Raw genomic sequence first — 21,005 nt, 5'->3', positions numbered from 1 at the left:
TGTTTATTTAAACACAATGGTTTGTAACCATCTGTAAATAGCGGTTATCCTCTAAACAAAAAGAAATCATCTTTCATATGTTCTATTTTACCGTCTTGATTGGTTATAATATAATCAATAGCTTGTGTGGTAAATTTTTCGCCTTTTTTGGTAAGTGACACTATGTTTTTATTAATAATAATCATGTTGTTTTTTAAGGCTAAATCTAACACGGTTTTACTTCTAACTTTTTGCCAATTTATATGCTCGTTTAAATGGTTAACATGGCGTTCTTCTGTTTCATTATGATTTTTAAGATGTAACAAAAATGTTAAAAGAGATACTTCTGCACGTTGTTGTTTTTCTCTGTAAAGTACTGCTATAACACCTTTGTTTGGCGCAAATAAATACACTAGTAAAAAAATAACACCTAACATGGTTGTTATAGAACCAGAAATAGAAGCATCTAACCAATGAGCAACCCAATACCCCGAAATAGCACTAAAAACTCCAAAAACAACAGCAAATAAGAGCAAACGTTTTAAGTTATTTGTTATTAAATAGGCAGCTGCGGCTGGGGCAATCATGAGTGCTACTACTAAAATAGCGCCAACAGCATCAAAAGCACCAACGGTTGTAATAGATGAAACCGCCATTAAGCCATAATGAATAACCACTGGCGAAAACCCTAATGAAGCTGCTAATCCTGCATCAAAAGTGCTAACTTTAAGTTCTTTAAAAAAGGTAATTAATAAACCAATAGTTGCAAGTAATATAGAGCCAATAATCCATAAAGATTTAGGGCCGTAATCTGCACCGTTTATTAGCAATCTATCAAATGGTGCAAAAGCTAATTCGCCTAATAAAACGGCATCAACATCTAAATGTACATCATTAGCATTTTTGGCTATTAAAATAACGCCAATACTAAATAATGCCGGAAACACTAAACCTATAGCAGTGTCTTCTTTTACCAAACCTGTTTTTTGAATATATTCAACCAAAACAACAGTAATTATGCCAGTTACGGCAGCTAATAAAATAAGTACAGGTGAATTTAAATCTTGTGTAATAAAAAAGCCAATAACAATACCGGGTAAAATAGAGTGGCTTATGGCATCGCTAATCATTGCCATTTTACGCAATACTAAAAACGTACCCGGAATGGCGCAGGCAATTGCTGCTAAACATGCAATAAGTTGTATTTCAATTTGAGCGCTACTCATCTGTTTGTTGGTTGTATAAATTTGAAGCGGCTTTAAAGCCTTTGTTGGTTAAACTCCACATGTTACCGCTTATGGTTACGTAGTTTTTATGTACTAATTTTTGAAGCGTGCCTTTAGTGTACCCATGAAAATTATTTAAAATTTTAATAGCATGCGGATGTGAAATATCATTATGAGTTTCTGCAATATGATACATAAACGCTAATGTTTTATTAAGCTGAAGATCTCTGCGGTTTTTAATAAATCTAATTTGCTTAAAAAGAAGTCCTCGAGTTGGTGAAAACACAAAGGATACCAACACAAAAATACTCGCAATAATAACAATTACTGGCCCTGTAGATAAATTGTTTTGTGTAGCGCTTACCGCAGTACCAAAAACACCAGAAAATGCTCCAAAAATAGCTGCTAAAATTACCATTTTGCCTAAACTGTTTGTCCATTGTCTTGCTGCTGCTGCAGGAGCAAGTAACATAGCGCTCATTAATACAACACCAACGGTTTGTAAACCTAAAACAATAGCTAACACAATAAATGATGTAATTAAAACATCAATAAATTTGGTGTTAAAACCAAGAGTTTTGGTGTAATCGGCATCAAAAAGTAAGATTTTAAATTCTTTCCAAAATAGTAATAAAACAATTAAACAAATGCTCGTTACTAAGGTCATAAACCAAACATCTTTTTCAACTAAAGTAGCAGCTTGCCCAAATAAATATTTATCTAATCCTGCTTGGTTAGCGTTAGGTTGTTTTTGTATGAAGGTTAGCAACAACATACCGAAACCGAAAAATAATGATAAAATTAACCCAAGTGCAGTATCAGATTTTAAATGTGTTTTAGTAATAATACCACGAATCCAGAAAGTACCAATTAACCCACTAATTAAAGCGCCCAAAAGTAATATGTTAGATTCTTTTGTGCCGGTAATCAAAAAAGCTATGGCAATACCAGGTAAAGCTGCATGTGAAATGGCATCGCCTAATAAACTTTGCTTGCGCAACACAGCAAAACTACCCAACATTCCTGTAACTGCTCCTAAAATAGCGGTTCCTAGTGTAATAGTGCGCAAGGTATAATCTGTAAATAGTAATTCTATGTAATCTTTAATATTCAAAATGTTTCTTTTTTTAAACTATCTACTTGTAGGGGCTTATTTTTGTAGGCTTACTTTGTAATTTATACCATAGGTTTTGGTTAAATAATCGTCGTTAAAAATATCTTTTACGGGTCCTGTTGCAATTTTTTTCACGTTTAAAAAGGTTACCCAGTCAAAATATTCAGGAACGGTTTGTAAATCGTGATGCACAACAATGACTGTTTTTCCAGCTTTTCGTAATTCTTTTAAAATATTAATAATAGCTATCTCTGTGGTGGCATCTACACCTTGGAAAGGTTCGTCCATAAAATAAATAGAAGCGTTTTGCACCAAAGCACGTGCTAAAAATATGCGTTGTTGTTGCCCCCCAGATAATTGACTTATTTGCCGGTTTTTAAAAGGAAGCATGCCAACTTTTTCTAAAGCCTCTAGTGCTTCTTTTTTTTGTTTTTGCCCAGGGCGTTTTATCCAACCTAAATTACCGTAAGTTCCCATCATCACCACATCGAGTGCTGTGGTTGGGAAATCCCAATCTACACTGCCTTTCTGTGGTACGTATGCCACTAATTTTCGTTGTTTATTGTATGGCTTTCCATAGATAGAAACACTACCTGCAATAGGTTTTAAAATGCCTAAAATAGATTTTATTAAGGTTGATTTTCCGGCACCGTTAGGACCAACAATAGCCATAAGTACGCCTTCGGGAATTTCTAAATCAATATCCCAAAGTACGGGTTTGTAGTTATAAGCAACGGTTAAATCGTCTACTTTTACGGCAATATTTCGTTCCATTATTTTAGAGCATTAACTATAGTATTCACATTGTACTTATACATTCCAATATAAGTTCCTTCAACTGTTTCAGCATCACCTAAGGCATCAGAATAAAGTGTTCCGCCAATAGTAACTTCATGGTTTTTGGATTTTACAGCAGCTTGTAAGGCTTCTATTGTACGTTTTGGTACCGAGCTTTCCACAAAAATAGCATTCACTGTATTCTCAATAATAAAAGCTGTGAGCTTTTGTACATCTTGCACGCCAGCTTCGGTTGCGGTTGATAAACCTTGTAAACCAACAACTTCAAAATGAAACAATTTTCCGAAGTAATTAAAGGCATCATGTGCTGTTACCAATATGCGTTTTTCTTGCGGAAGTGTTTCAATAATCTCTGAAATTTCTTGTTTTAAAGTTACTAATTGTGCGTGATAACTTTCCCAATTTTTTCTGAAAGTTTGTGCGTGTTCTGGGGCCGATTCTTCAAGTGTTTTTTCAACATAGGCACCGGCTTGCATCCAATAATCAATGTTAAACCAAATGTGCGGATCGTAGTTTGATGCAAAATACTCTGAACCAATCAAAGTCGATTTGTCTAAAGCATCAGCAATTGCAACGGTTTTTTTGTTTTTCATTTTTTCAAAAACTTCAACCAACTTTCCTTCTAAATGCAAACCGTTATAAAAAATAACATCGGCACTTACCAGTTTGGTTACGTCGCCTTCACTGGCTTTGTAAAGGTGCGGGTCTACACCGCTTCCCATTAATCCTTTTACTTCTATAACATTGCCTCCAATATTTTTTACCAAATCGGTTATCATGGTGGTTGTGGTTACTACTTGTAGTTTTCCTGATGATTTTTTGTCGCTTTTACAGCTAAAAATCATATTTAAAACACATATAATTAAAACTACTTTTTTCATATTGGTATTCATTTTAATATTAATTTAAGGTGTATCTCAATCCTAAAAATAAGCGTCGCCCTTGGTTTGGTGCGTACACATACGATGGGTCGAAGGTTAATGCATACGGATTATTGTTGGTTGGAACAACATTGCCTTGGTTATCAAATTGTACATTTTTATCAAAAGGATCATGGCTTCTGGCTATTATAAACGGGTTGCCTTGGTTTGGTGTCCAATTTAATAAGTTTTTTACACCTAAATAGAATTCTAAATTAGCTTTACTGGCATAGGTTAATTGGATGTTTTGAATGCTCCAATTTGGTGAAAAAGCGCTACGCGGATCTAAATCGCCTAGTGTTGGCAAACGCATTGGGCCGTAAACGTTACCTGTATAATCTATAGTGATGTTACTTGGGTAATGTTTGTATGATAAAGACCATACACCTGTAAAACGCTCGGTTAAAATTTGACGGGTTGTTATGTTGTTTTCGGTTTGTGATACGTCTTGAAATGTCCCGCCAATTGATGCTTTAAAGCCACTTCCTACAATGGCATCAATATTTAAACTTAAGCCTTTTGAGGTTGAATATCCATCTAAATTATCGTAAATAATTTGGTTTGGGTTGGTGTCGTAATCTGGTATAATAGCATTTGTAAAATGTGTGTACCACGCCGATGCATCAACGGTAATTATTTGTCCTGTTTTGGTATAAATTTTCTTTAAATAGTTTAAATTTATGTTTAAAGATTGTTCAGGATTTAGGGTTTCTTCAATAATAACATCTCGCGAACCTGTTAATGCTGCGTGGTCTTCAGTAAATAAATTTACAACTCTAAAGCCTGTACCGGCATTTAATCTTAAAATATCATCTTCAGTAGGTTTAAAACGGTATGCTAATCTTGGTGTGAAAATAAAACCATGTCTATCATCATAATCATAACGAGCACCTAAAAGTAGGTGGTGTTTTTTGGCTAGCGTAATTTCATCTTGAAAAAACATTGAAGGAATTACTATTTCATCTGATGTTGTGGTTGCTGGCGTATTATCGTTATAAAAATTATATCGGGCTGCGAGTCCAAAAAGTAAATCATGATTTTTTAAAGGTTTATCCCAAATAAGTTGACCAAAACCAATGCGTTGTTTGGCTAAATATGGTGTATTGCCGTAAACTGAATTTTGATCGTGATCGGAATACGAAAATTGAACATTAATTTTTTCACGTGTTGGTAATTGGTAGTTTCCTAATAGTTCGTATCGTGAGGTGTAAATGCTTTCGCCATAAACTTCATTACCACCACGAAACGTTGGATTCCATTGCATTTCGCCGCCCCAGCGGTCTTCATAAAAATAGCGGCCAGCAAGTGAAAATAAACGATTGTTTTTACGCTTAAAATTCCACTTTTGAAATACCGAAATGCGATCTTGCAAGGTTACATCAGTAAAATTATCGTTATTATTATCAATTGGATTTGAGTATTTAAAATAATTGGCACCAACTAAAACAGTAGCCTTTTTTCCAACTTTCGATTTAAAACCAACGTCAAAATTAGCTTCACCCCAACCGGTTGCAAAACTATCGTAAAAAAAGATGGGTGCATGTTCGGGTAATTTGGTTATAATATTTATTAAACCACCAACAGCTTCGCTACCGTATAGCGATGATGCAGGACCTTTTACAACTTCAACTTGCTCAATTAACGAGTTAGGAATTCCCGATAAGCCATAAACCGTAGATAAACCACTAACAATAGGCATGCCGTCTATTAAAACAAGAGTGTATGGCCCTTCAAGACCATTAATATGGATATCGCCCGTATTGCAAACATTGCAATTAAGTTGTGGGCGTACGCCATTTACATTTTGTAACGCTTCAAAAATATTTGGTGTAGGGTTTTTTTTGAAGAATGTAGGCTTATAAACCTCAACAGGTACAGGGCTTTCTAAGCGCGACACTGCTTTTAGTGTTCCAGTAACAATAACTTCGTTTAAAAGTTGCGCTTCTTCTAAATTAAAATTTACAGTAAGCGTTTCATTATTTTTTATAGTAATTTGTTTTTCAGCAGTTTTAAAACCAGTAAACGATGCTACAATGGTGTAATTTCCTGCGGAAACATTTTCTATTTTAAATGTTCCTTTTTCGTTTGAAGCATTTCCTTTGGTAGTGCCTTTTAAATAGATGTTTACATAAGGAAGCACCTCGTTTTTATGAGTGACTTTACCTATTATATTTTGCGCACTTACTGTGCTTAACATAATACAATTTAATATGAAAAACAGTTTAATTGACTTCATTTACGTAAATGATATTTGTGAAATCACTATTAAGTACGATGGTGTTATTATTTATTGAAATTTGTGTCATTTTACTGGTTGTAAATTGTTTTGACACATAAATGGTATTGCCATATTTTAAGGCATTTACCGAACAAAAATCGAAAAACTCTTTATCGGTACTTAACAGCCTTGAAATAATATAGCTTTTGCCTTCTAAAGCTTTTGAAAGCAGTATAGATGTATCAACCGTAGTAATATCGCCATTGGCGTTTGGAATAGGGTCTCCATGCGGGTCGAATTTTGGGTTGCCTAAATAATCACTTATTTTTTCGGCTAACAAATCGGAGGTTTGATGCTCTAATAATTCGGCTTCACGATGAATGTCATGCAACGATAAATCGAATAATTTAAATAATAAACTTTCCCATAAACGGTGTTTGCGGACAATATTTAATGCCATTTTGTTGCCTTTTTCGGTAAGCTTTAAAGGCTGATATTTTTGATAAACTATAATATCTTTTGCCGCAAGCTTTTGAGCCATATCTGTGGCTGCTGCACTCGATATATTTAGTGCTTTGGCAATATTGCCCGGTTTGGTGTTGTTGGTGTTACTTTTTCCGTTTTTGTAAATGGCCTTTACAAAGTTTTCAATGGCTACAGACATTCAATTTGCTTTAAATTATTTTTAAGTAAGCTTAAAAAATTATTCAAATGTAATTAAAAAAATAATGTAGACCATAAAAAAACCTTTGTATTTATTTTATACAAAGGTTTTTAAATACTTTTATTTTTTGAAGATTATTTAAATCTTACGTTTTTTCTAATGCTTTTGGGGAATTTTTTAATTGGTGTAATGGTTAAATCTTTGTAGTAACATTCGGCAGCTTCAGATTGTATTTGAATTTGCCCACTAGTTAATGGTTTGCCAGTTTCTGGGTTTATAGCGTTTTCAACAACCATTACAATATGGCCATTAACAACGTGTACAGCATCATTACCAATTACGTAAACTTCTAAATGATTCCATTCGCCATGAGGAGCATCGGGCTCCATTGAAGCTTGAATGTAACCACTACCATCTGAATACATATTAGATTTTGGATTAAACTTTTTTATTTCAGAAAAATCGCCTCTAATTTCAACTTTTGGTCCGCCAACATTTGGTGTTGCTGTATTGCCAGAAATTGGAATAAAATCGCCAATATCACTTTCTTGAACTTGGTATTCTAATGATGTTTTCCAGGTTTTCCAAAAACGTCCGTGTTCTCCGTAGCAATGGTATAAAATACCACTATCGCGTTTAGCATTTAATCTTGGTGCCCATTTTTTATCACCCCATTTAAACATAACACTTAGGTGATAATTTTCAAAAGATGCTTTTGTGGTTAAGCCGCCATAAATTTCGCCAGTAATTTTTAATACGGGTTCGTTGTTTTCGGTAATAATTGAGAAAACATTTTTTATGTCGTTATTTAACCCGAGAGGTGTACCTGTATGAACGTTGGTAGATTGATAAGTGCCTTTGGGTAAGTCTTTTACTGTTTCATGCGGAACACCGTTCCATTTTTCAAAATGACTTAAATTAGCATCAAATAATTTAATGGCTTTTTTTTGTGCGAAGCTATTCAAACTTAAAAATAAAGCAGAATATAATAATAGCTTTTTACTCATTAGTTGTTGGGTTTTTAGTTTAGATGTTATAAATGTAAAGAGCAAAACCCAATAAATCAAAATTATTGAGGTTTAATGACAGCCACAGTTTGAATTTGAGTTGCAACCTTTATTGGTTTTAGCTTTTTTAGGCATAAACTTTTTAATTAAAAATAGAATAGCTATTGCTACGGTTGAAAAAACAAGTATGTTTTGTATTAAGGTGTTCATGCTATTTCAGTCGTTTTTTAGCGTTTAAATTACAAGCGTATTTTATTTCAAAAATTGAAATGCTATTAAAGCAGTTATATAAGCAAAACTGCTCATAACAACTAACTGTAATATAGGCCATTTCCAACTGTTAGTTTCGCGTTTAACAATAGCTAAAGTACTCATGCATTGCATTGCAAAGGCATAAAAAAGTAATAATGAAATACCTGAAGCTAATGTAAATACTTTGGTGCCGTTATTATGTACTTCGGCTGCCATTTTGCTTTTAATGGTATCTTCATCTTCATTATCACTAGCGCTTCCAACGCTGTATATGGTTGCTAATGTGCCTACAAAAACTTCGCGGGCAGCAAATGATGTTACAAGGCCAATGCCAATTTTCCAATCATAACCTAATGGCCTTATTGCAGGTTCAATGGTTCTGCCAACAATACCAATGTAACTATATTCTAGTTTATGAGCTGATATTTTATCTTCTAACTCAGTTTTAGAGATTGAAGGGTTTTGGGATTTTATAATATTTTCGGCATTATTAAAATTATCACCCGGACCATTTGATGCTAATACCCATAGAATAATTGAAATGGCTAAAATTATTTTACCGGCTTCAAAAACAAAGGTTTTAGTTTTTTCAACTACTGTATAAAAAACGTTTTTAAATAGTGGTATTTTATAACTAGGCATTTCAATAACAAAATAGGTTTTGCTTTTTATTTTTAAAACTTTGTTTAAAATATAAGCAGAAATAATGGCGGTTAAAAAGCCTATAACATACAGCCCCATGAGTGTTAGTGCTTTGTAACTCATGCCTAAAAATGTACCTTGCGGAATTACTAAAGCTATTATTATAACGTAAACCGGTAAACGTGCCGAACAGGTTGTGAAAGGTGTTACTAAAATGGTAATAAGGCGTTCTTTCCAGTTTTCAATATTTCGGGCGGCCATTACCGCAGGAATTGCACAGGCGTTACCTGATATTAGTGGCACAACGCTTTTGCCGCTAAGGCCAAAACGTTTCATAATATTATCCATTAAAAATACAACACGGCTCATATAACCACTTTCTTCTAAGAGAGCAATAAATAAAAATAGAAAAGCAATAGGCGGAATAAACACCATAACACCGCCAATACCAGCAATTATACCTTCGGAAAGTAAATTTGTAAATGCGCCTGCGGGCATTGTGTTTTTTACCCAATTAGCTAATGATGCGAATGCTTCATCTATTACATCGGTAGGGTAGGTTGCCCAATCATAAACCGCTTGAAACATTAAAAATAGAATGGTAAAAAATATGAGATAACCCCATACTTTATGTGTTAAAATGCGGTCTAGTTTTATGCGTAAATCTGTAGCGTTGGCTAAATTTACTGTCAATCCTTTTTTAAGTACAGTGTTTATAAATTGATAGCGTTTTATGGTTTCTTTTTGTTGTAAACGTTTTAAATCTGCATTGCTTTTGGTTTTAAAATCGTTTAGAGCATCAAAATCATTTCGCTGAATTTTTCCAAAGTTAACATCTTGTGTAATTACCAACCATAATTTGTAAAGTAGCTGGTTGGAAAATGTTTTTTTTAAGTTTTGAAAATAGGCTGTATCAATGGTGCTAATATCTAAACAAGGCTTATTGTTTAGCATACCATAATTGGTAATGAGTTCTTTAAGGGTATCTATGCCTTCGTTTTTCCGGGTGCTTACTACGGCAATTTTGGTGTGTAGTTGTTCTTCTAAATAATTTATATTTAATGAAATACCTTTTTTTTGCATTCTATCTGCCATGTTAATAACTAGCAGTGTTGGTATTTCTAAATCTTTAATTTGTGTAAAAAGTAGTAGGTTGCGTTTAAGGTTTTCAACATCTGTAACTACTACTGCTACATCAGGGAAATCTTTATCGTTTTTATTTAAAAGTAGTTCAATAACCACATTTTCATCTAGTGATGAAGCATTTAAGCTGTAGGTTCCGGGTAAATCTAAAATATGTGCTTTTAAACCACGTGGTAGTTTGCAAATACCTTCTTTTTTATCAACCGTAATACCAGGATAATTGCCTACTTTTTGGTTTAAGCCAGTTAAAGCGTTAAAAACAGAGGTTTTTCCTGTATTAGGGTTTCCTATTAAAGCAACGTTTATTTGTTTACTCATAGCGTGCTTTTTTCAATTAAAATAAGGTGAGCTGTTTCTTTTCTAATAGCTAAATGCGATCCGTTTATGTTTAAGTAAATAGGATCTTCAAATGGTGCTACTTGTAGTAATTGTACTGTATTACCAGGTAAACAACCCATTTCTAGTAATTTTAATGGAATTTCGGTTGATGAAACATCGGTAATAACAGCAGTTTCACCTTTTTTAAGATGAGCTAAGGTATATTGCAAACTTATTTAGATTGATTTTAAAGAAGCAAAAGTAAACTAAAAGTTTAAACTTTTAAAAGTTTAGGCGTTTAAAGTTTACTTAAAATTTACATTGGGTTTATTTGCTATATTCCTTTTGTAGGTGGTTAATATCGTTTAATAGCTTTTTAATATCAGCTTTATTGGTGCCATCATAAAACCCACGAATTTGACGCTTTTTATCAATTAGCATAAAGTTTTCAGTGTGTACCATATCAAATGGGCCGCCATCACCATTATCTTTTACCGCCAAATAGCTTTTTCTGGCCATAGCATAAATTTCCTTTTTATTACCTGTAACCAAATTCCATTTAGCATCATTCACGCCTTTTTTTATAGCATAACGTTTTAGTTGCGCAACGGTATCAATTTCGGGTGTTACAGAGTGCGATAATAGCATAACATCATCATCATTTATAATTTCGCTTTGTATTTGTGCCATATTTTTGGTCATAATAGGGCAAATAGTTTGGCATGTTGTAAAAAAGAAATCGGCCACATAAATTTTACCCTCATAATCTTTTTGAGTAATTGTTTTTCCGTTTTGGTTGGTAAAAGAAAAATTGGCTATTTTATGATATTTTTTTTTGTGCTGAATGGTGCTATCTACAAGCTCAGTACTTACCATAGCAGGCTGGTAAATGGGTAGTGGTTGGTAAACATTAAGTGTATTGTAAATTAATGCTACTATTATTACAGAAATAACGCCAAAAACAATTGCAAATATTTTATAATCTTTAAAAAAATTAAGCATGATATTTAATAAAAATAAGTATTACAAAAATACAACGAAATTAAGATAACTTAGATAATGTATGTTACTTAAATTCGTGTTAAATAGGTGTGCAATACACAAATGTCTTTTTATACTTGGTTTAAAAGATTACTTTTGTGCGGTTATCAAAAAAATTTTGATTAAAAATATATGGAGTTTGTTATAAAAATATCTCAGTTTTTACTGAGTTTATCACTATTAATAGTTTTACACGAATTAGGGCATTTTATACCTGCCAAAGCTTTTAAAACTAGAGTAGAAAAGTTTTACCTGTTTTTTGATGTTAAATTTTCACTATTTAAAAAGAAAATAGGCGAAACCGTTTATGGTATTGGTTGGTTACCACTTGGCGGCTATGTAAAAATATCGGGTATGATTGATGAAAGCATGGATACCGAGCAAATGGCACAAGAGCCACAACCTTGGGAATTTCGCTCTAAACCCGCATGGCAACGTTTAATAATTATGCTTGGTGGTGTAACCGTTAACTTTATTTTAGCCATACTTATTTACGTTGGAATGAGTTATTTTTATGGCGATACCTTCTTGCCAAATGAAAATATAAAAGATGGTCTTTTAATAAATAATAAAGTAGCTAATGAAGCTGGCTTATTAACGGGTGATAAAATATTGGCGGTTGATGGTGAGACTATTGAAAAATACTCTGAAATATCAGAAAAAGTATTGTTTGGAAAAAATGTTACTATTGAACGTAATGGGCAACAAGCCACCGTTACTTTACCCGAAGATTTTTTAGCACAATTAATAGATTCTAAAGAACGAAAATTTATAGACTTAAGAACACCTTTTGCCATTGTTGAAGTACCAGATACTTCATTTAATAAAGGTAGCGGACTCAAAAAAGGCGATATTATTATTGGTTTAAATGATGTAAACACAAAATACGGTGATCAGGTGGTTGCAAGCCTATCAAAATTTAAAGGACAAAACGTTACAGCAAAGGTTTTAAGAGATAAATCTGAACTTAATCTTTCACTTAAAGTAAGTGATAGTGCCAAACTAGGCTTGGTTTACGCAGCAGGATCTACACCCGAAACTCTAGAAGCTTTAGGTTATTACAAGTTTGATAAAATAAATTATAGTTTTTTTGAATCTTTTCCTGTTGGTTTAAAAAAGGCAAAAGATAGAGTAGTATCTTATTGGGATCAATTAGGCGCTATATTTACACCAAGTACGGGCGCTTATAAAGGTGTAGGTGGTTTTAAAGCTATTTATGATATTTTTCCTAACACATGGAGTTGGCAATCTTTTTGGGGTATAACAGCTTTTTTATCTATTATGCTTGGGGTTTTAAACTTATTACCAATACCCGCTCTAGATGGTGGTCATGTTATGTTTTTACTCTATGAAATGATCTCAGGAAGAAAACCAGGAGACAAGTTTATGGAGTATGCACAAATGGTTGGTTTCTTTATTTTAATAGCCTTAGTGCTGTTTGCAAACGGTAATGATATTTATAAAGCAATATTTGATTAAAATTTTTTAAAAAAAGTATTGTGGGAACTAAAATAATATATATATTTGCGCTCGCAAAAGCGAAACAAAACCTTCCTCAGTAGCTCAGTTGGTTAGAGCATCTGACTGTTAATCAGAGGGTCGTTGGTTCGAGCCCAACCTGAGGAGCGTTAAAAACAAAAGCCTTTACAGAAATGTAGAGGCTTTTTTCGTTTTATACGTTATTGCTATGGTAAAGGTGTTTTTTTGTAAATATTAAGTTGAAAAGTTTCTAATTGAAAAAGTAACTGCAGAGGTTTTAAGTTAATAGTATTTTTTATCAAAATACCTGATGTGATTTATTTAATGTTATAGAGAGCTACTAGTAATATTATCATAACATTTGTTTTTTTTAAAAATCAGAATTTGTAACATAATTATTCTCTCGCTAAAAATGATTAATTTACATTCTGCAACAATAAAAAAATTTCAAAATTTTGATGTTTATCAACACTTAAAAGAAAATTATCCTGATTTAGACAATTATGTTTCAGAAACAATAAAACTAAAGGGTAATAATGTTTATAAGGCTATTTTTAGATCAAAAAGCATTTACCAAATAGTGCGAGGTGCTGTAAAGTTGGGTACATACAACCAAGAAGGAAAACCTTTTATTTATGAAGTTTTAGGAGATGGAGATTTTTTTGGGAATTTTGAATATTTAGAAAATAAACAGTTTTACGAATACTCTAAAACAATGATAGATTGTAAGCTACGTGTTTATGATTTAGACTTTATTAAACGCGTGGTAATGGACGACCCCATTCTAACAGATTGGTTTATACGCTATTTGGTAAAGCGCTGGTGTAATGCAGAAAAAAAAGTAAAAATGTCTAATGAAAAAGGTACTACAGAAAAGTTAAGATATTTAAGTACTTATTTTGATAATAAAGTGCATGATTATTCAGGTAATGAATATGTGCTTTTTAATTTATTAACTCAAAAAGATTTAGGAGATTTAATTGGTACAACTAGGCAATCTATTGCTTTAGCCTTAGAAAAGTTATAAAAAAGAGGGAACCTACTTTTTAAAAGCAAATTCCCAATCTTTAAAAAACTTAAAAACTCAAACTTTCTATATTTTAGTAACTGGCTTAGTTGTAAACTTGCACCAATTCCTGTTGTATAGTGTTATTATCTCCACGCATTTGCATGGTTACTTTTTTCTTTTTAAAATCAAAATATAAAGCTCCAAAGCTATAGGTGTGTATTACTTCGCCATGTCTCAAAGCATTTGGTTCACCTTTAAAGTTGAAACTAGCATGTGTTAAGCCGCTTGACGTAAAATCTATTAATGGATTAGGAATTGTAGTGTGTTTTAATTTAGAAAATTCAGAAATATGCCTATCTCCAGATAAAAGTATAACTCTTTTAGCTTTAGATTCTGCAATTAAATTTAATAATTTTTCTCTTTCTTTAGGGAAATTTGCCCATTTTTCATAAAGGTGCTCTTGGGCAATAGTTTGTATGCTGCTAACAATAACATTAAAATCGGCTGTAGAGTTGTGTAATTCATTATTTAGCCATTGCCATTGTTTTGCACCTAACAAAGTTCTGTTTTCTTGAGAACCATTAATATCGGCTTTTGAAATACCGGTTCTAAAATAACGAGTATCTAGTAAAATAACTTTAATACTGCCTTTATTAGTTTTGAAAATTTCAGAAGAATAGATGCCTTCTTGCTTTCTTCTAGGAGAATTTTTTGGTACATTAAAAAAATCTAACATCAATTGTTGGCTTTCTTTCTTTTTTGGGTATTCAGTACCTGCATCATTTTTACCAAAATCATGGTCGTCCCAAATACCAATAATTTTAGTGTTTTTTACTAATTCTGCATAACCATTTTGTTTTTGTTGCATGGCATAATCAGCTTTTATTTTATTCATGTCTTCAGAATCGCCATAAATATTATCACCACCCCAAATCCATACATTGGGTTTTAAGTTTAAAACATCATCCCAAAGCACATTGTTTTTATTTGGTTTATTGCATGATCCAAATGTAAGTATAAAGTCTGCAGTGTTTTTTTTAGAGGGAACTTTATTATTATTTTGAATTGTGCTTTTACAAGTTATTAAAAGGATTACTAAAAAAAGTGTACTAATATATTTCATTTTTGATTTTTTTTGTTTCTAATAATTTTTGTTTAAAAAAGGTTTACAGAAGCATTAAATCTTCTGTAAACCAGCCTTTTTAGTTTAATGATTTCTCATTGCGCATAAAGGCAACTAACAATATTCTTTAAAAGGAATATTTAGCACCAAGTTGAAGTCTCCATGGTGTACCACCAATAGGCTCTGTACCTGCACCGGTTTGTACGTTGTATGAGTAAGATTTTGTTGCTTGGTCAAATCCATTTACTTTCATTAACTCTCTGTTTCCGTAATTATGGCTTGCTCCCCAATCTTTATTTAATAAGTTGGCTAGGTTAAATACATCTGCAGATAGTTGTAAATTTTGCTTACCATAAAATTTAATATCTTTAGTTAAACGCATATCTACAGTGTAATAGAAAGGGTTTTTACCACCATTTCTTTTTGCAAAACCACCAAAGCTATCTTTTAAATAATCTTTATACGCTTTTGTAGTTTCAGGATCGTTTAATATTTGGTTGTAAGCTTCGGCTATTTCAGTTGGTGTATTTGGGTTGTTTGGGTCATAAACGTAAGCTATATCATTGCTTAAGTTAAAGTCTCCGTTTACACTTGTTGTGTTGTCTACTTTAAAAGAATATCTAGAACCACCAGTACCTATGGCTGTAATACCTAATTTAAAACCTTTCCAGGTTGGTGTTGCACCGTTTAAAATTACTTTACTTCCAAAGTGATTGTCTGAATATCCGTAATTTAATGTTCTTGGGTCTCCTTCAACAGGTAAAAATGTAGAGGTGTTTGCAACACAGCAGTTATATGAAGAGTTGTCTTTTGTTTTGTTAAGGGTTATACTAGCATTTAGGTATCCATCTTTACCAATTTTAGATCCGCCATTAATAATTAATGCAGCTTGGTCTAATATTCCATCTGATGTTAATAATAAAGCGCGTCCTACTTTATCAGTCTTTCTTGAGGCCTTCCAGTCTACTCTACCATTACTGCCAATGGTATTAGCAGGTACAAATACATCTCTTCCGTTAGGTGTTGTAAAATATGGTGTATCAACCAAATTAGCTTCTTGGTAGGTATAGTTGTTTTTTGTATGACTTAATAAAGCATTTATTCCAACATAAATTCCATTGTCAAAAAAGTGTGTATAGTTTAAATTAGCTTTAAATGTTGTTGGAACTTCAAAATCATCACTTACAGCATTAATAGTTGAAAAGGGTGTTTCGCCATCAGGTACACCAGGAACTGTAGATGGGTCTTGTCTGTAACCTTCAAAATTTGGAGTAGGCACATTGTCTCCAGACACGTCAATGGCACCTAATAATACACCGCTATTTTGAATGTTGTTTACTTGCGCATAATAATGTGGTTGTGATGAAAATACGCCGCCACCAAGTTTTAAAATATCTTTATCGTTGCCATTAATGTTCCAAGTCATTTGTAGTCTTGGTTGAATATTATCAAAATCTGTAGGTTGGTTATTTGTGCTTATTCCTAATTCGTCATAAACTACAGGATTGAATGCGCCTGCTTTAGAAAATATAGTAGCATCCCAACGTAAGCCTGCAATTACATTAATGTTTTTATTAATGTTAAAATCTGCTTCAGCAAACAAAGATAAATCGTAAACGGTTTGTTCTACTATAGGAGGTACGCCTGTTAGAGGCACTTCTCTAGCATATCTGCTTGCAACTTGATTTTCAAAATCATCTAAAGAATCAAAAAAGAAACGCCCGTTTTGTTCATTTGATAATAGTGTTTCTAGATATGAAATGGTATTGTCTGTACCAAAAGTGTAGTTTACTTTATCTGTGTTTAAGTAAGTGATATTGGCAATATGAACTTGTTTCTCTAAGTTGGTTTCTGGAGAGTAACGTTGTCCTCCTAACTGAAATGTTCTAGATCTTGTGTTTCCGTTTGGTAAATCTGAAGTTACATCAACAATAGCACGTGGAATGTTGGCACTTGGTAACTGAGAACTTGGTAGATAAGAACGTTCTGCATGTTGGTATTGTACCTTAAATTCATTGGTTACTGATTCTGAAAATATAGAACGTAATGATAATAACGTACTATTTTCATGCGATTCAAAATCAGACCAAGTTTCAGCAATCTCAAAGTTTGAGTTGTCACTGGTATTCATAGGGCTTTCATATTGATTGTATAAGTTTCTGAACGTTAAGGTGTGCTTATTATTAATTTGCCAATCTAAACGAACAAATAAGTTATGTGCTCGTCTTTCTCTATCAAATTGCCCTACTTGTTTGTCATTACTTACCCCGTATTGAGTTCTGGCAATGTTTAAAAACCTATCTAAATTTTCTTGTGTAACGCCATAGCGGTTTTCATCATCTTCAGATTGTATATCTGCAATGGTAACTGGGCTACCAGAATCTTGTCTTTCGTAAGTTGTAAAAAAGTGCAATTTATCTTTAATTATTGGGCCACCTAAGCTAATTCCTGTTTGTAAGGTGTAAAAATCTGCATCTCTTTCTTGCCCTCTTATGTTGTATTTGCTTTGTAAAGCATCGGCTCTATAAAAGCCAAATGCACTACCATGAAATTCGTTTGTACCAGATTTAGTCACCGCATTTAAAGAGCCTCCACTTTGACGCCCTTGGGTTACAGTATAATCATTAGTTGAAACTTCAAATTCTCTAATGGCTTCTTGTGAAATAGTAAAAGGGCCACGACCCACTTCGCCAGCAGTTAAAGTGTTACGGGCGTTTGCGCCATCAATGGTAATGTTAGTAGATGTTCTTCTTTGTCCCCCCAAATTTAAAGAGCCACCTCCTTGTAAAGGCGATAAACTTGTTAAACGGGTAAAATTTCTACCCTCGGCAGGTAAGCTTTTAATTTGTTGACTACTAATTTTTGTTGAAGCCCCCAGTTGTTTAATACGTTTTGTCGTTCCGCTGGTTTTTAAAACTACAGCATCTAAATCGTAGGCACTTTCTTCTAGTTTAATATTTAATACAATTTCATCGCTTAAGTTTAACTCTAAATCGTTTTGAGTAACGGTTTTAAAGCCTATATAAGAAATTTTAATTGTGTAAGGGCCAAGAGGTAATTGCTGTAAGATAAAATCACCCTCCATATTGGTGTTGGCACCTGTTTTAAAACCCGTAGCTGTGTTTTGAATTATTATGTTTACACCTAATAAAGGCTCGCTGTTAGTATCAGTTATTTTTCCTTTAATTGATGCATTTGTTGATTGGGAAAAAGCTGATAATGAGCATAAAACTATAGTTATTAAAACTAAAATTTTGTTTGTTGTTTTCATTTCTGTTGTTTAATATTTGTTTTTTGGAGCAGGCAAAACTATACAACAGGGTTAGTGGGTCAATGTTAATTTTTAACACCATACAAAAGTTAACATTTAGTTTAAGTTTTAATAATGTTTATTGTTTTTACGGCTTGTTTAGTTGTTTGTTTTAAAGTGGGTTAGTTTGTAAAAAAACTTTTATAAGTTTTAATTTTATGTTAATATTTGATTTTAGTTTATGTTTTAACATTAGGTAAACTTTGGTTTGTAAGTTTTTTATGGTATTGTTTTATTCCTCACATGTTTTTAAAAACGCATTATTGTTTACTTTTCATATTTAGTACTATAAAAAAACCACGCTTAGGGCGTGGTTTTTTATGCAACACAACTATACTTTTAAATAGTTTCAATGGCCTTTCTTAGATTAGACACCGAGGGATGGTTATTATTACCACCTGCTTTTTTGTTCTCCTCAAAGAAAATGTTAAAAGCATTTAATGCGTTTTCTTTTTCTTTTTTATGAAGGTATAGTTTAGCAAGCATTAAATTACCCATTATTATACCAGTTTCTTCATTTGTTGAAAAACCTTGGGCTTTCTTTAAAAAGTCATTAAAAATTTTTGATTCTGCAGCTAGTTTAGGGGTTCTTAAAATTTCATCGCATATGCCATTGTAAACATATATGTAGCTTTTTTCATTTTTTAAAGCTTCAACATCTTCAATTTTACTGTTATACCATTTTTCTAGTTGGTTATTCTCAATGTAAAAAGTATAGGTTAGGTTTTTTGATATGTCGCCAAAAGCATTCATGTCAAATTGTTTGTTGCAATTTTCAATTTCAGCATATAACTTTTTTAAATTTTTACTGGTTTTTGCAAAAGCTTGCAAATGTGCCATTATGGGGCTCCCTAAAACACTGCTGTAATTGTAATCTTCAGTTATTTTTTTTATTTGTAATTTGTTTTTTAGTAGATAGTTGTACTCTTTAGATTTATATGGGTATTGTGCTGATGCTATTACATAAAACAAATCTTTAGTCATAAATTTATCTAATGATGTTTGTTCTATAATTTCTTTTGCAACAATAGCTGCAGTTTCATTATCATGTTGATCATTTAAAGCTTTTAAATAGGTGATTAAAAAGTTGTAATCTTTATTGCCAGTATTGTATTTTTCTTTTAAAAAATCAATTCTTAAGTTAGGGTTTAGGGCAGATTTTGCACCTTCAATTAAATCTATAGCTTGTTTACCGCCTACTAATTTGTGTACTGCATTTCCATTGCCATCAATAAATAGTAAAGTTGGGTAGGCTTTTATAGCATATTTTTTATTTAAATCTATGCCTTCGCCTTTTTCCATGTCTACTTTAATGCTTATAAAATTTTCGTTAAAAAAGTTGCCTACTTCTTCTTGCGGAAATATTTCTTTTGTCATCCATTTACAAGGGCCGCACCAGGTGGTGTAACAGTCCATAAATAACAATTTGTTTTCTTTTTTAGCTTTTGCTAATGCTTCGTTAAATGATGAATGTTCAAACGAAACACCTTGTGAAAATGTTAGGTTATAAGCTAATGTAACTACGAATAGAACTATAATTTTTTTCATTATTTTGTTTTTATGTTATAAAGCTAAGACGTTTAGGTGCTTATAAACTCTTGTAAAGAAATGTTAAAGTTTGTTTTTTTAAAACACCAAAGCTAATGGTTAACTTAGTTTAAAATTTTTGCTAATTCATTGGTTAAATTATCAGTGTATTGGTGTTTGTAAATTATGGTGCCTTCGGGTGATATTAATATTAAATGCGGAATGGCAACAACTGTGTATTTTGAGCCTATATCTACAGGTAAATTAGCATCATCAATAACTTGTGTCCATGGTAATTTGTGTTTTTCAACAGCTTCAACCCATTTATCATAATTTTTATCTGTACTAATGCTTAAAATAGCAAGTTTGTCTTCAGTGTATGTTTTTCTAATTTCTTTTAGTTCTGGAAAACCTTTTATGCATGGTATGCACCAATAGGCCCAAAAATCTATTAAAAGGTATTTGCCTTTATAATCTGATAATGAAATGTCTTTATTTTCTATACTTTTTAAGGTGAAGTTAGGTGCTGGTTGCCCCACTTTTACTAAATCTAAATTTTTACGACGTTCCACCAATGGGGCTAAGAAGTAATTGTTATGTAAACTAGTGTCAAAACTACTTATAACAGAGTCAAGCGTTGTGGCATCTGCACTCCAAAATTGCCCGTAAGCAGTTTGCGCTAACGCTATGTTTTTAGGGTGTTTTTTTATGGTAGCAATAAGGTTGTTTGCGTAATTATCAATAAAATTGATTTCGGCTTCGGTTGGGTCTTTTTTATATTTTAAACGTTCCATTTTAGGTATTCCTAACGTTTCACTAATTTTTAAAAATTCGTTATGTCTTGGAGCTCCTTGTACTATAAGACTATCGTTTTTAATAATTAATTTATATGTGCCAGTACCTGTAAAAAGTTCAGTGTTATAGGTTTTGTTGTTATACTTTAAAGTTACACGTCTTATGGCTTGTGCTGTATCTATTTCAATAACAGATATGTTGTTTTTTAAAGAATCTTTTATGGTAAATTTATTGTATTCTTCTCTGCTTTGTACCCGTTGGTAGGGCGCTATAGTTATTTCTCCTGAGCTTAAACCATTGGTGTGTACTTCTATTTTACTAGTGGTTAAAGGAACTTCTTTTTTTGTATTACAAGCTGTAATAGATAATAGTAGCAGGCCAAAAATGGCTAATTTTATTTTTTTCATTTTTTTGAAAATTTAAGTCTGTTTTATTTTTTT

17 protein-coding genes and 1 tRNA gene are annotated in these 21,005 nt (G+C 32.4%); 3 read left to right on the top strand and 15 right to left on the bottom strand.

The annotated features are described in order from the left end of the window. Positions 1 to 44 precede the first annotated feature (44 nt). The 11 genes from ACYX4H_RS04875 to ACYX4H_RS04825 form a co-directional block, all read right to left on the bottom strand. Positions 45 to 1,205: a metal ABC transporter permease gene (locus ACYX4H_RS04875; protein WP_476238100.1), complete on the bottom strand. Its 1,161-nt coding sequence runs from the start codon at positions 1,203 to 1,205 to the stop codon at positions 45 to 47. Beyond that, on the bottom strand, positions 1,198 to 2,313 hold the full coding sequence (locus ACYX4H_RS04870) for a metal ABC transporter permease (protein ID WP_476238633.1): 1,116 nt from the start codon (positions 2,311 to 2,313) through the stop codon (positions 1,198 to 1,200). Before ACYX4H_RS04870 ends, ACYX4H_RS04875 begins: the two co-directional genes overlap by 8 nt. Before the next feature lie 42 nt (positions 2,314 to 2,355). Beyond that, complete coding sequence (locus tag ACYX4H_RS04865; protein WP_476238099.1) at positions 2,356 to 3,093, bottom strand: metal ABC transporter ATP-binding protein; 738 nt, start codon at positions 3,091 to 3,093, stop codon at positions 2,356 to 2,358. Next, positions 3,093 to 3,998 carry a metal ABC transporter solute-binding protein, Zn/Mn family gene (locus ACYX4H_RS04860; protein ID WP_476238098.1) on the bottom strand — a complete coding sequence of 302 codons (906 nt, stop codon included), beginning with the start codon at positions 3,996 to 3,998 and terminating at the stop codon, positions 3,093 to 3,095. Before ACYX4H_RS04860 ends, ACYX4H_RS04865 begins: the two co-directional genes overlap by 1 nt. Before the next feature lie 19 nt (positions 3,999 to 4,017). Further along, complete coding sequence (locus tag ACYX4H_RS04855; RefSeq protein WP_476238096.1) at positions 4,018 to 6,234, bottom strand: TonB-dependent receptor; 2,217 nt, start codon at positions 6,232 to 6,234, stop codon at positions 4,018 to 4,020. 25 nt (positions 6,235 to 6,259) lie between these two features. Beyond that, a complete protein-coding gene (locus tag ACYX4H_RS04850) occupies positions 6,260 to 6,919 on the bottom strand; it encodes a metal-dependent transcriptional regulator (protein WP_476238094.1) in 660 nt (219 codons plus the stop codon). A 134-nt stretch (positions 6,920 to 7,053) separates the two neighbouring features. Then, positions 7,054 to 7,926: a 3-keto-disaccharide hydrolase gene (locus tag ACYX4H_RS04845; protein WP_476238093.1), complete on the bottom strand. Its 873-nt coding sequence runs from the start codon at positions 7,924 to 7,926 to the stop codon at positions 7,054 to 7,056. Positions 7,927 to 7,998: 72 nt separating this feature from the next. Then, the gene (locus ACYX4H_RS04840) at positions 7,999 to 8,136 is read right to left on the bottom strand and encodes a FeoB-associated Cys-rich membrane protein (protein ID WP_476238092.1); all 138 of its coding nucleotides are present in this window, start codon (positions 8,134 to 8,136) and stop codon (positions 7,999 to 8,001) included. Positions 8,137 to 8,178: 42 nt separating this feature from the next. Continuing rightward, positions 8,179 to 10,281, bottom strand: a complete 2,103-nt coding sequence (feoB, locus tag ACYX4H_RS04835; protein WP_476238091.1) for a ferrous iron transport protein B — start codon at positions 10,279 to 10,281, stop codon at positions 8,179 to 8,181. Further along, positions 10,278 to 10,511 carry a FeoA family protein gene (locus ACYX4H_RS04830; protein WP_475295179.1) on the bottom strand — a complete coding sequence of 78 codons (234 nt, stop codon included), beginning with the start codon at positions 10,509 to 10,511 and terminating at the stop codon, positions 10,278 to 10,280. The genes feoB and ACYX4H_RS04830 overlap by 4 nt, the downstream gene beginning before the upstream one ends. Positions 10,512 to 10,608: 97 nt before the next feature. After that, the gene (locus tag ACYX4H_RS04825; protein WP_476238089.1) at positions 10,609 to 11,283 is read right to left on the bottom strand and encodes an SCO family protein; all 675 of its coding nucleotides are present in this window, start codon (positions 11,281 to 11,283) and stop codon (positions 10,609 to 10,611) included. Positions 11,284 to 11,454: 171 nt separating this feature from the next. On the opposite strand from ACYX4H_RS04825, the gene rseP reads away from it, so the two are divergent. The 3 genes from rseP (at position 11,455) to ACYX4H_RS04810 (ending at position 13,828) form a co-directional block, all read left to right on the top strand. Beyond that, the gene (rseP, locus tag ACYX4H_RS04820) at positions 11,455 to 12,801 is read left to right on the top strand and encodes an RIP metalloprotease RseP (RefSeq protein WP_476238088.1); all 1,347 of its coding nucleotides are present in this window, start codon (positions 11,455 to 11,457) and stop codon (positions 12,799 to 12,801) included. 73 nt (positions 12,802 to 12,874) lie between these two features. Continuing rightward, positions 12,875 to 12,948 (top strand) — tRNA-Asn (locus ACYX4H_RS04815). A gap of 265 nt (positions 12,949 to 13,213) precedes the next feature. After that, entirely contained in the window at positions 13,214 to 13,828 is a 615-nt protein-coding gene (locus ACYX4H_RS04810) for a Crp/Fnr family transcriptional regulator (protein ID WP_476238086.1), read from the top strand. 85 nt (positions 13,829 to 13,913) lie between these two features. Here the strand turns inward: ACYX4H_RS04810 and ACYX4H_RS04805 are convergent, their stop codons facing one another. The 4 genes from ACYX4H_RS04805 to ACYX4H_RS04790 form a co-directional block, all read right to left on the bottom strand. Beyond that, a complete protein-coding gene (locus ACYX4H_RS04805; protein WP_476238084.1) occupies positions 13,914 to 14,933 on the bottom strand; it encodes an alkaline phosphatase D family protein in 1,020 nt (339 codons plus the stop codon). A gap of 127 nt (positions 14,934 to 15,060) precedes the next feature. Beyond that, positions 15,061 to 18,204 carry a TonB-dependent receptor gene (locus tag ACYX4H_RS04800; protein WP_476238082.1) on the bottom strand — a complete coding sequence of 1,048 codons (3,144 nt, stop codon included), beginning with the start codon at positions 18,202 to 18,204 and terminating at the stop codon, positions 15,061 to 15,063. Positions 18,205 to 18,582: 378 nt separating this feature from the next. After that, positions 18,583 to 19,791, bottom strand: coding sequence for a thioredoxin family protein (locus tag ACYX4H_RS04795; RefSeq protein WP_476238080.1), 1,209 nt, complete (start codon positions 19,789 to 19,791; stop codon positions 18,583 to 18,585). 104 nt (positions 19,792 to 19,895) lie between these two features. Then, positions 19,896 to 20,972: a TlpA family protein disulfide reductase gene (locus tag ACYX4H_RS04790; protein ID WP_476238078.1), complete on the bottom strand. Its 1,077-nt coding sequence runs from the start codon at positions 20,970 to 20,972 to the stop codon at positions 19,896 to 19,898. Between the last annotated feature and the right edge of the window lie 33 nt (positions 20,973 to 21,005).

Source organism: Seonamhaeicola sp. ABD4_340, assembly GCF_056312135.1.
The sequence above is the reverse complement of the archived record's forward strand: the minus strand, read 5'-3'. Positions and strand labels throughout refer to the sequence as shown.

Excerpts from the sequence above, each read along its gene's own strand:
- ACYX4H_RS04875 (WP_476238100.1), bottom strand. The coding sequence starts at position 1,205 with ATGAGTAGCGCTCAAATTGAAATACAACTTATTGCATGTTTAGCAGCA.
- ACYX4H_RS04865 (WP_476238099.1), bottom strand. The coding sequence starts at position 3,093 with ATGGAACGAAATATTGCCGTAAAAGTAGACGATTTAACCGTTGCTTAT.
- ACYX4H_RS04860 (WP_476238098.1), bottom strand. The coding sequence starts at position 3,998 with ATGAAAAAAGTAGTTTTAATTATATGTGTTTTAAATATGATTTTTAGC.
- ACYX4H_RS04855 (WP_476238096.1), bottom strand. The coding sequence starts at position 6,234 with ATGTTAAGCACAGTAAGTGCGCAAAATATAATAGGTAAAGTCACTCAT.
- ACYX4H_RS04850 (WP_476238094.1), bottom strand. The coding sequence starts at position 6,919 with ATGTCTGTAGCCATTGAAAACTTTGTAAAGGCCATTTACAAAAACGGA.
- ACYX4H_RS04845 (WP_476238093.1), bottom strand. The coding sequence starts at position 7,926 with ATGAGTAAAAAGCTATTATTATATTCTGCTTTATTTTTAAGTTTGAAT.
- ACYX4H_RS04840 (WP_476238092.1), bottom strand. The coding sequence starts at position 8,136 with ATGAACACCTTAATACAAAACATACTTGTTTTTTCAACCGTAGCAATA.
- feoB (WP_476238091.1), bottom strand. The coding sequence starts at position 10,281 with ATGAGTAAACAAATAAACGTTGCTTTAATAGGAAACCCTAATACAGGA.
- ACYX4H_RS04825 (WP_476238089.1), bottom strand. The coding sequence starts at position 11,283 with ATGCTTAATTTTTTTAAAGATTATAAAATATTTGCAATTGTTTTTGGC.
- rseP (WP_476238088.1), top strand. The coding sequence starts at position 11,455 with ATGGAGTTTGTTATAAAAATATCTCAGTTTTTACTGAGTTTATCACTA.
- ACYX4H_RS04810 (WP_476238086.1), top strand. The coding sequence starts at position 13,214 with ATGATTAATTTACATTCTGCAACAATAAAAAAATTTCAAAATTTTGAT.
- ACYX4H_RS04805 (WP_476238084.1), bottom strand. The coding sequence starts at position 14,933 with ATGAAATATATTAGTACACTTTTTTTAGTAATCCTTTTAATAACTTGT.
- ACYX4H_RS04800 (WP_476238082.1), bottom strand. The coding sequence starts at position 18,204 with ATGAAAACAACAAACAAAATTTTAGTTTTAATAACTATAGTTTTATGC.
- ACYX4H_RS04795 (WP_476238080.1), bottom strand. The coding sequence starts at position 19,791 with ATGAAAAAAATTATAGTTCTATTCGTAGTTACATTAGCTTATAACCTA.
- ACYX4H_RS04790 (WP_476238078.1), bottom strand. The coding sequence starts at position 20,972 with ATGAAAAAAATAAAATTAGCCATTTTTGGCCTGCTACTATTATCTATT.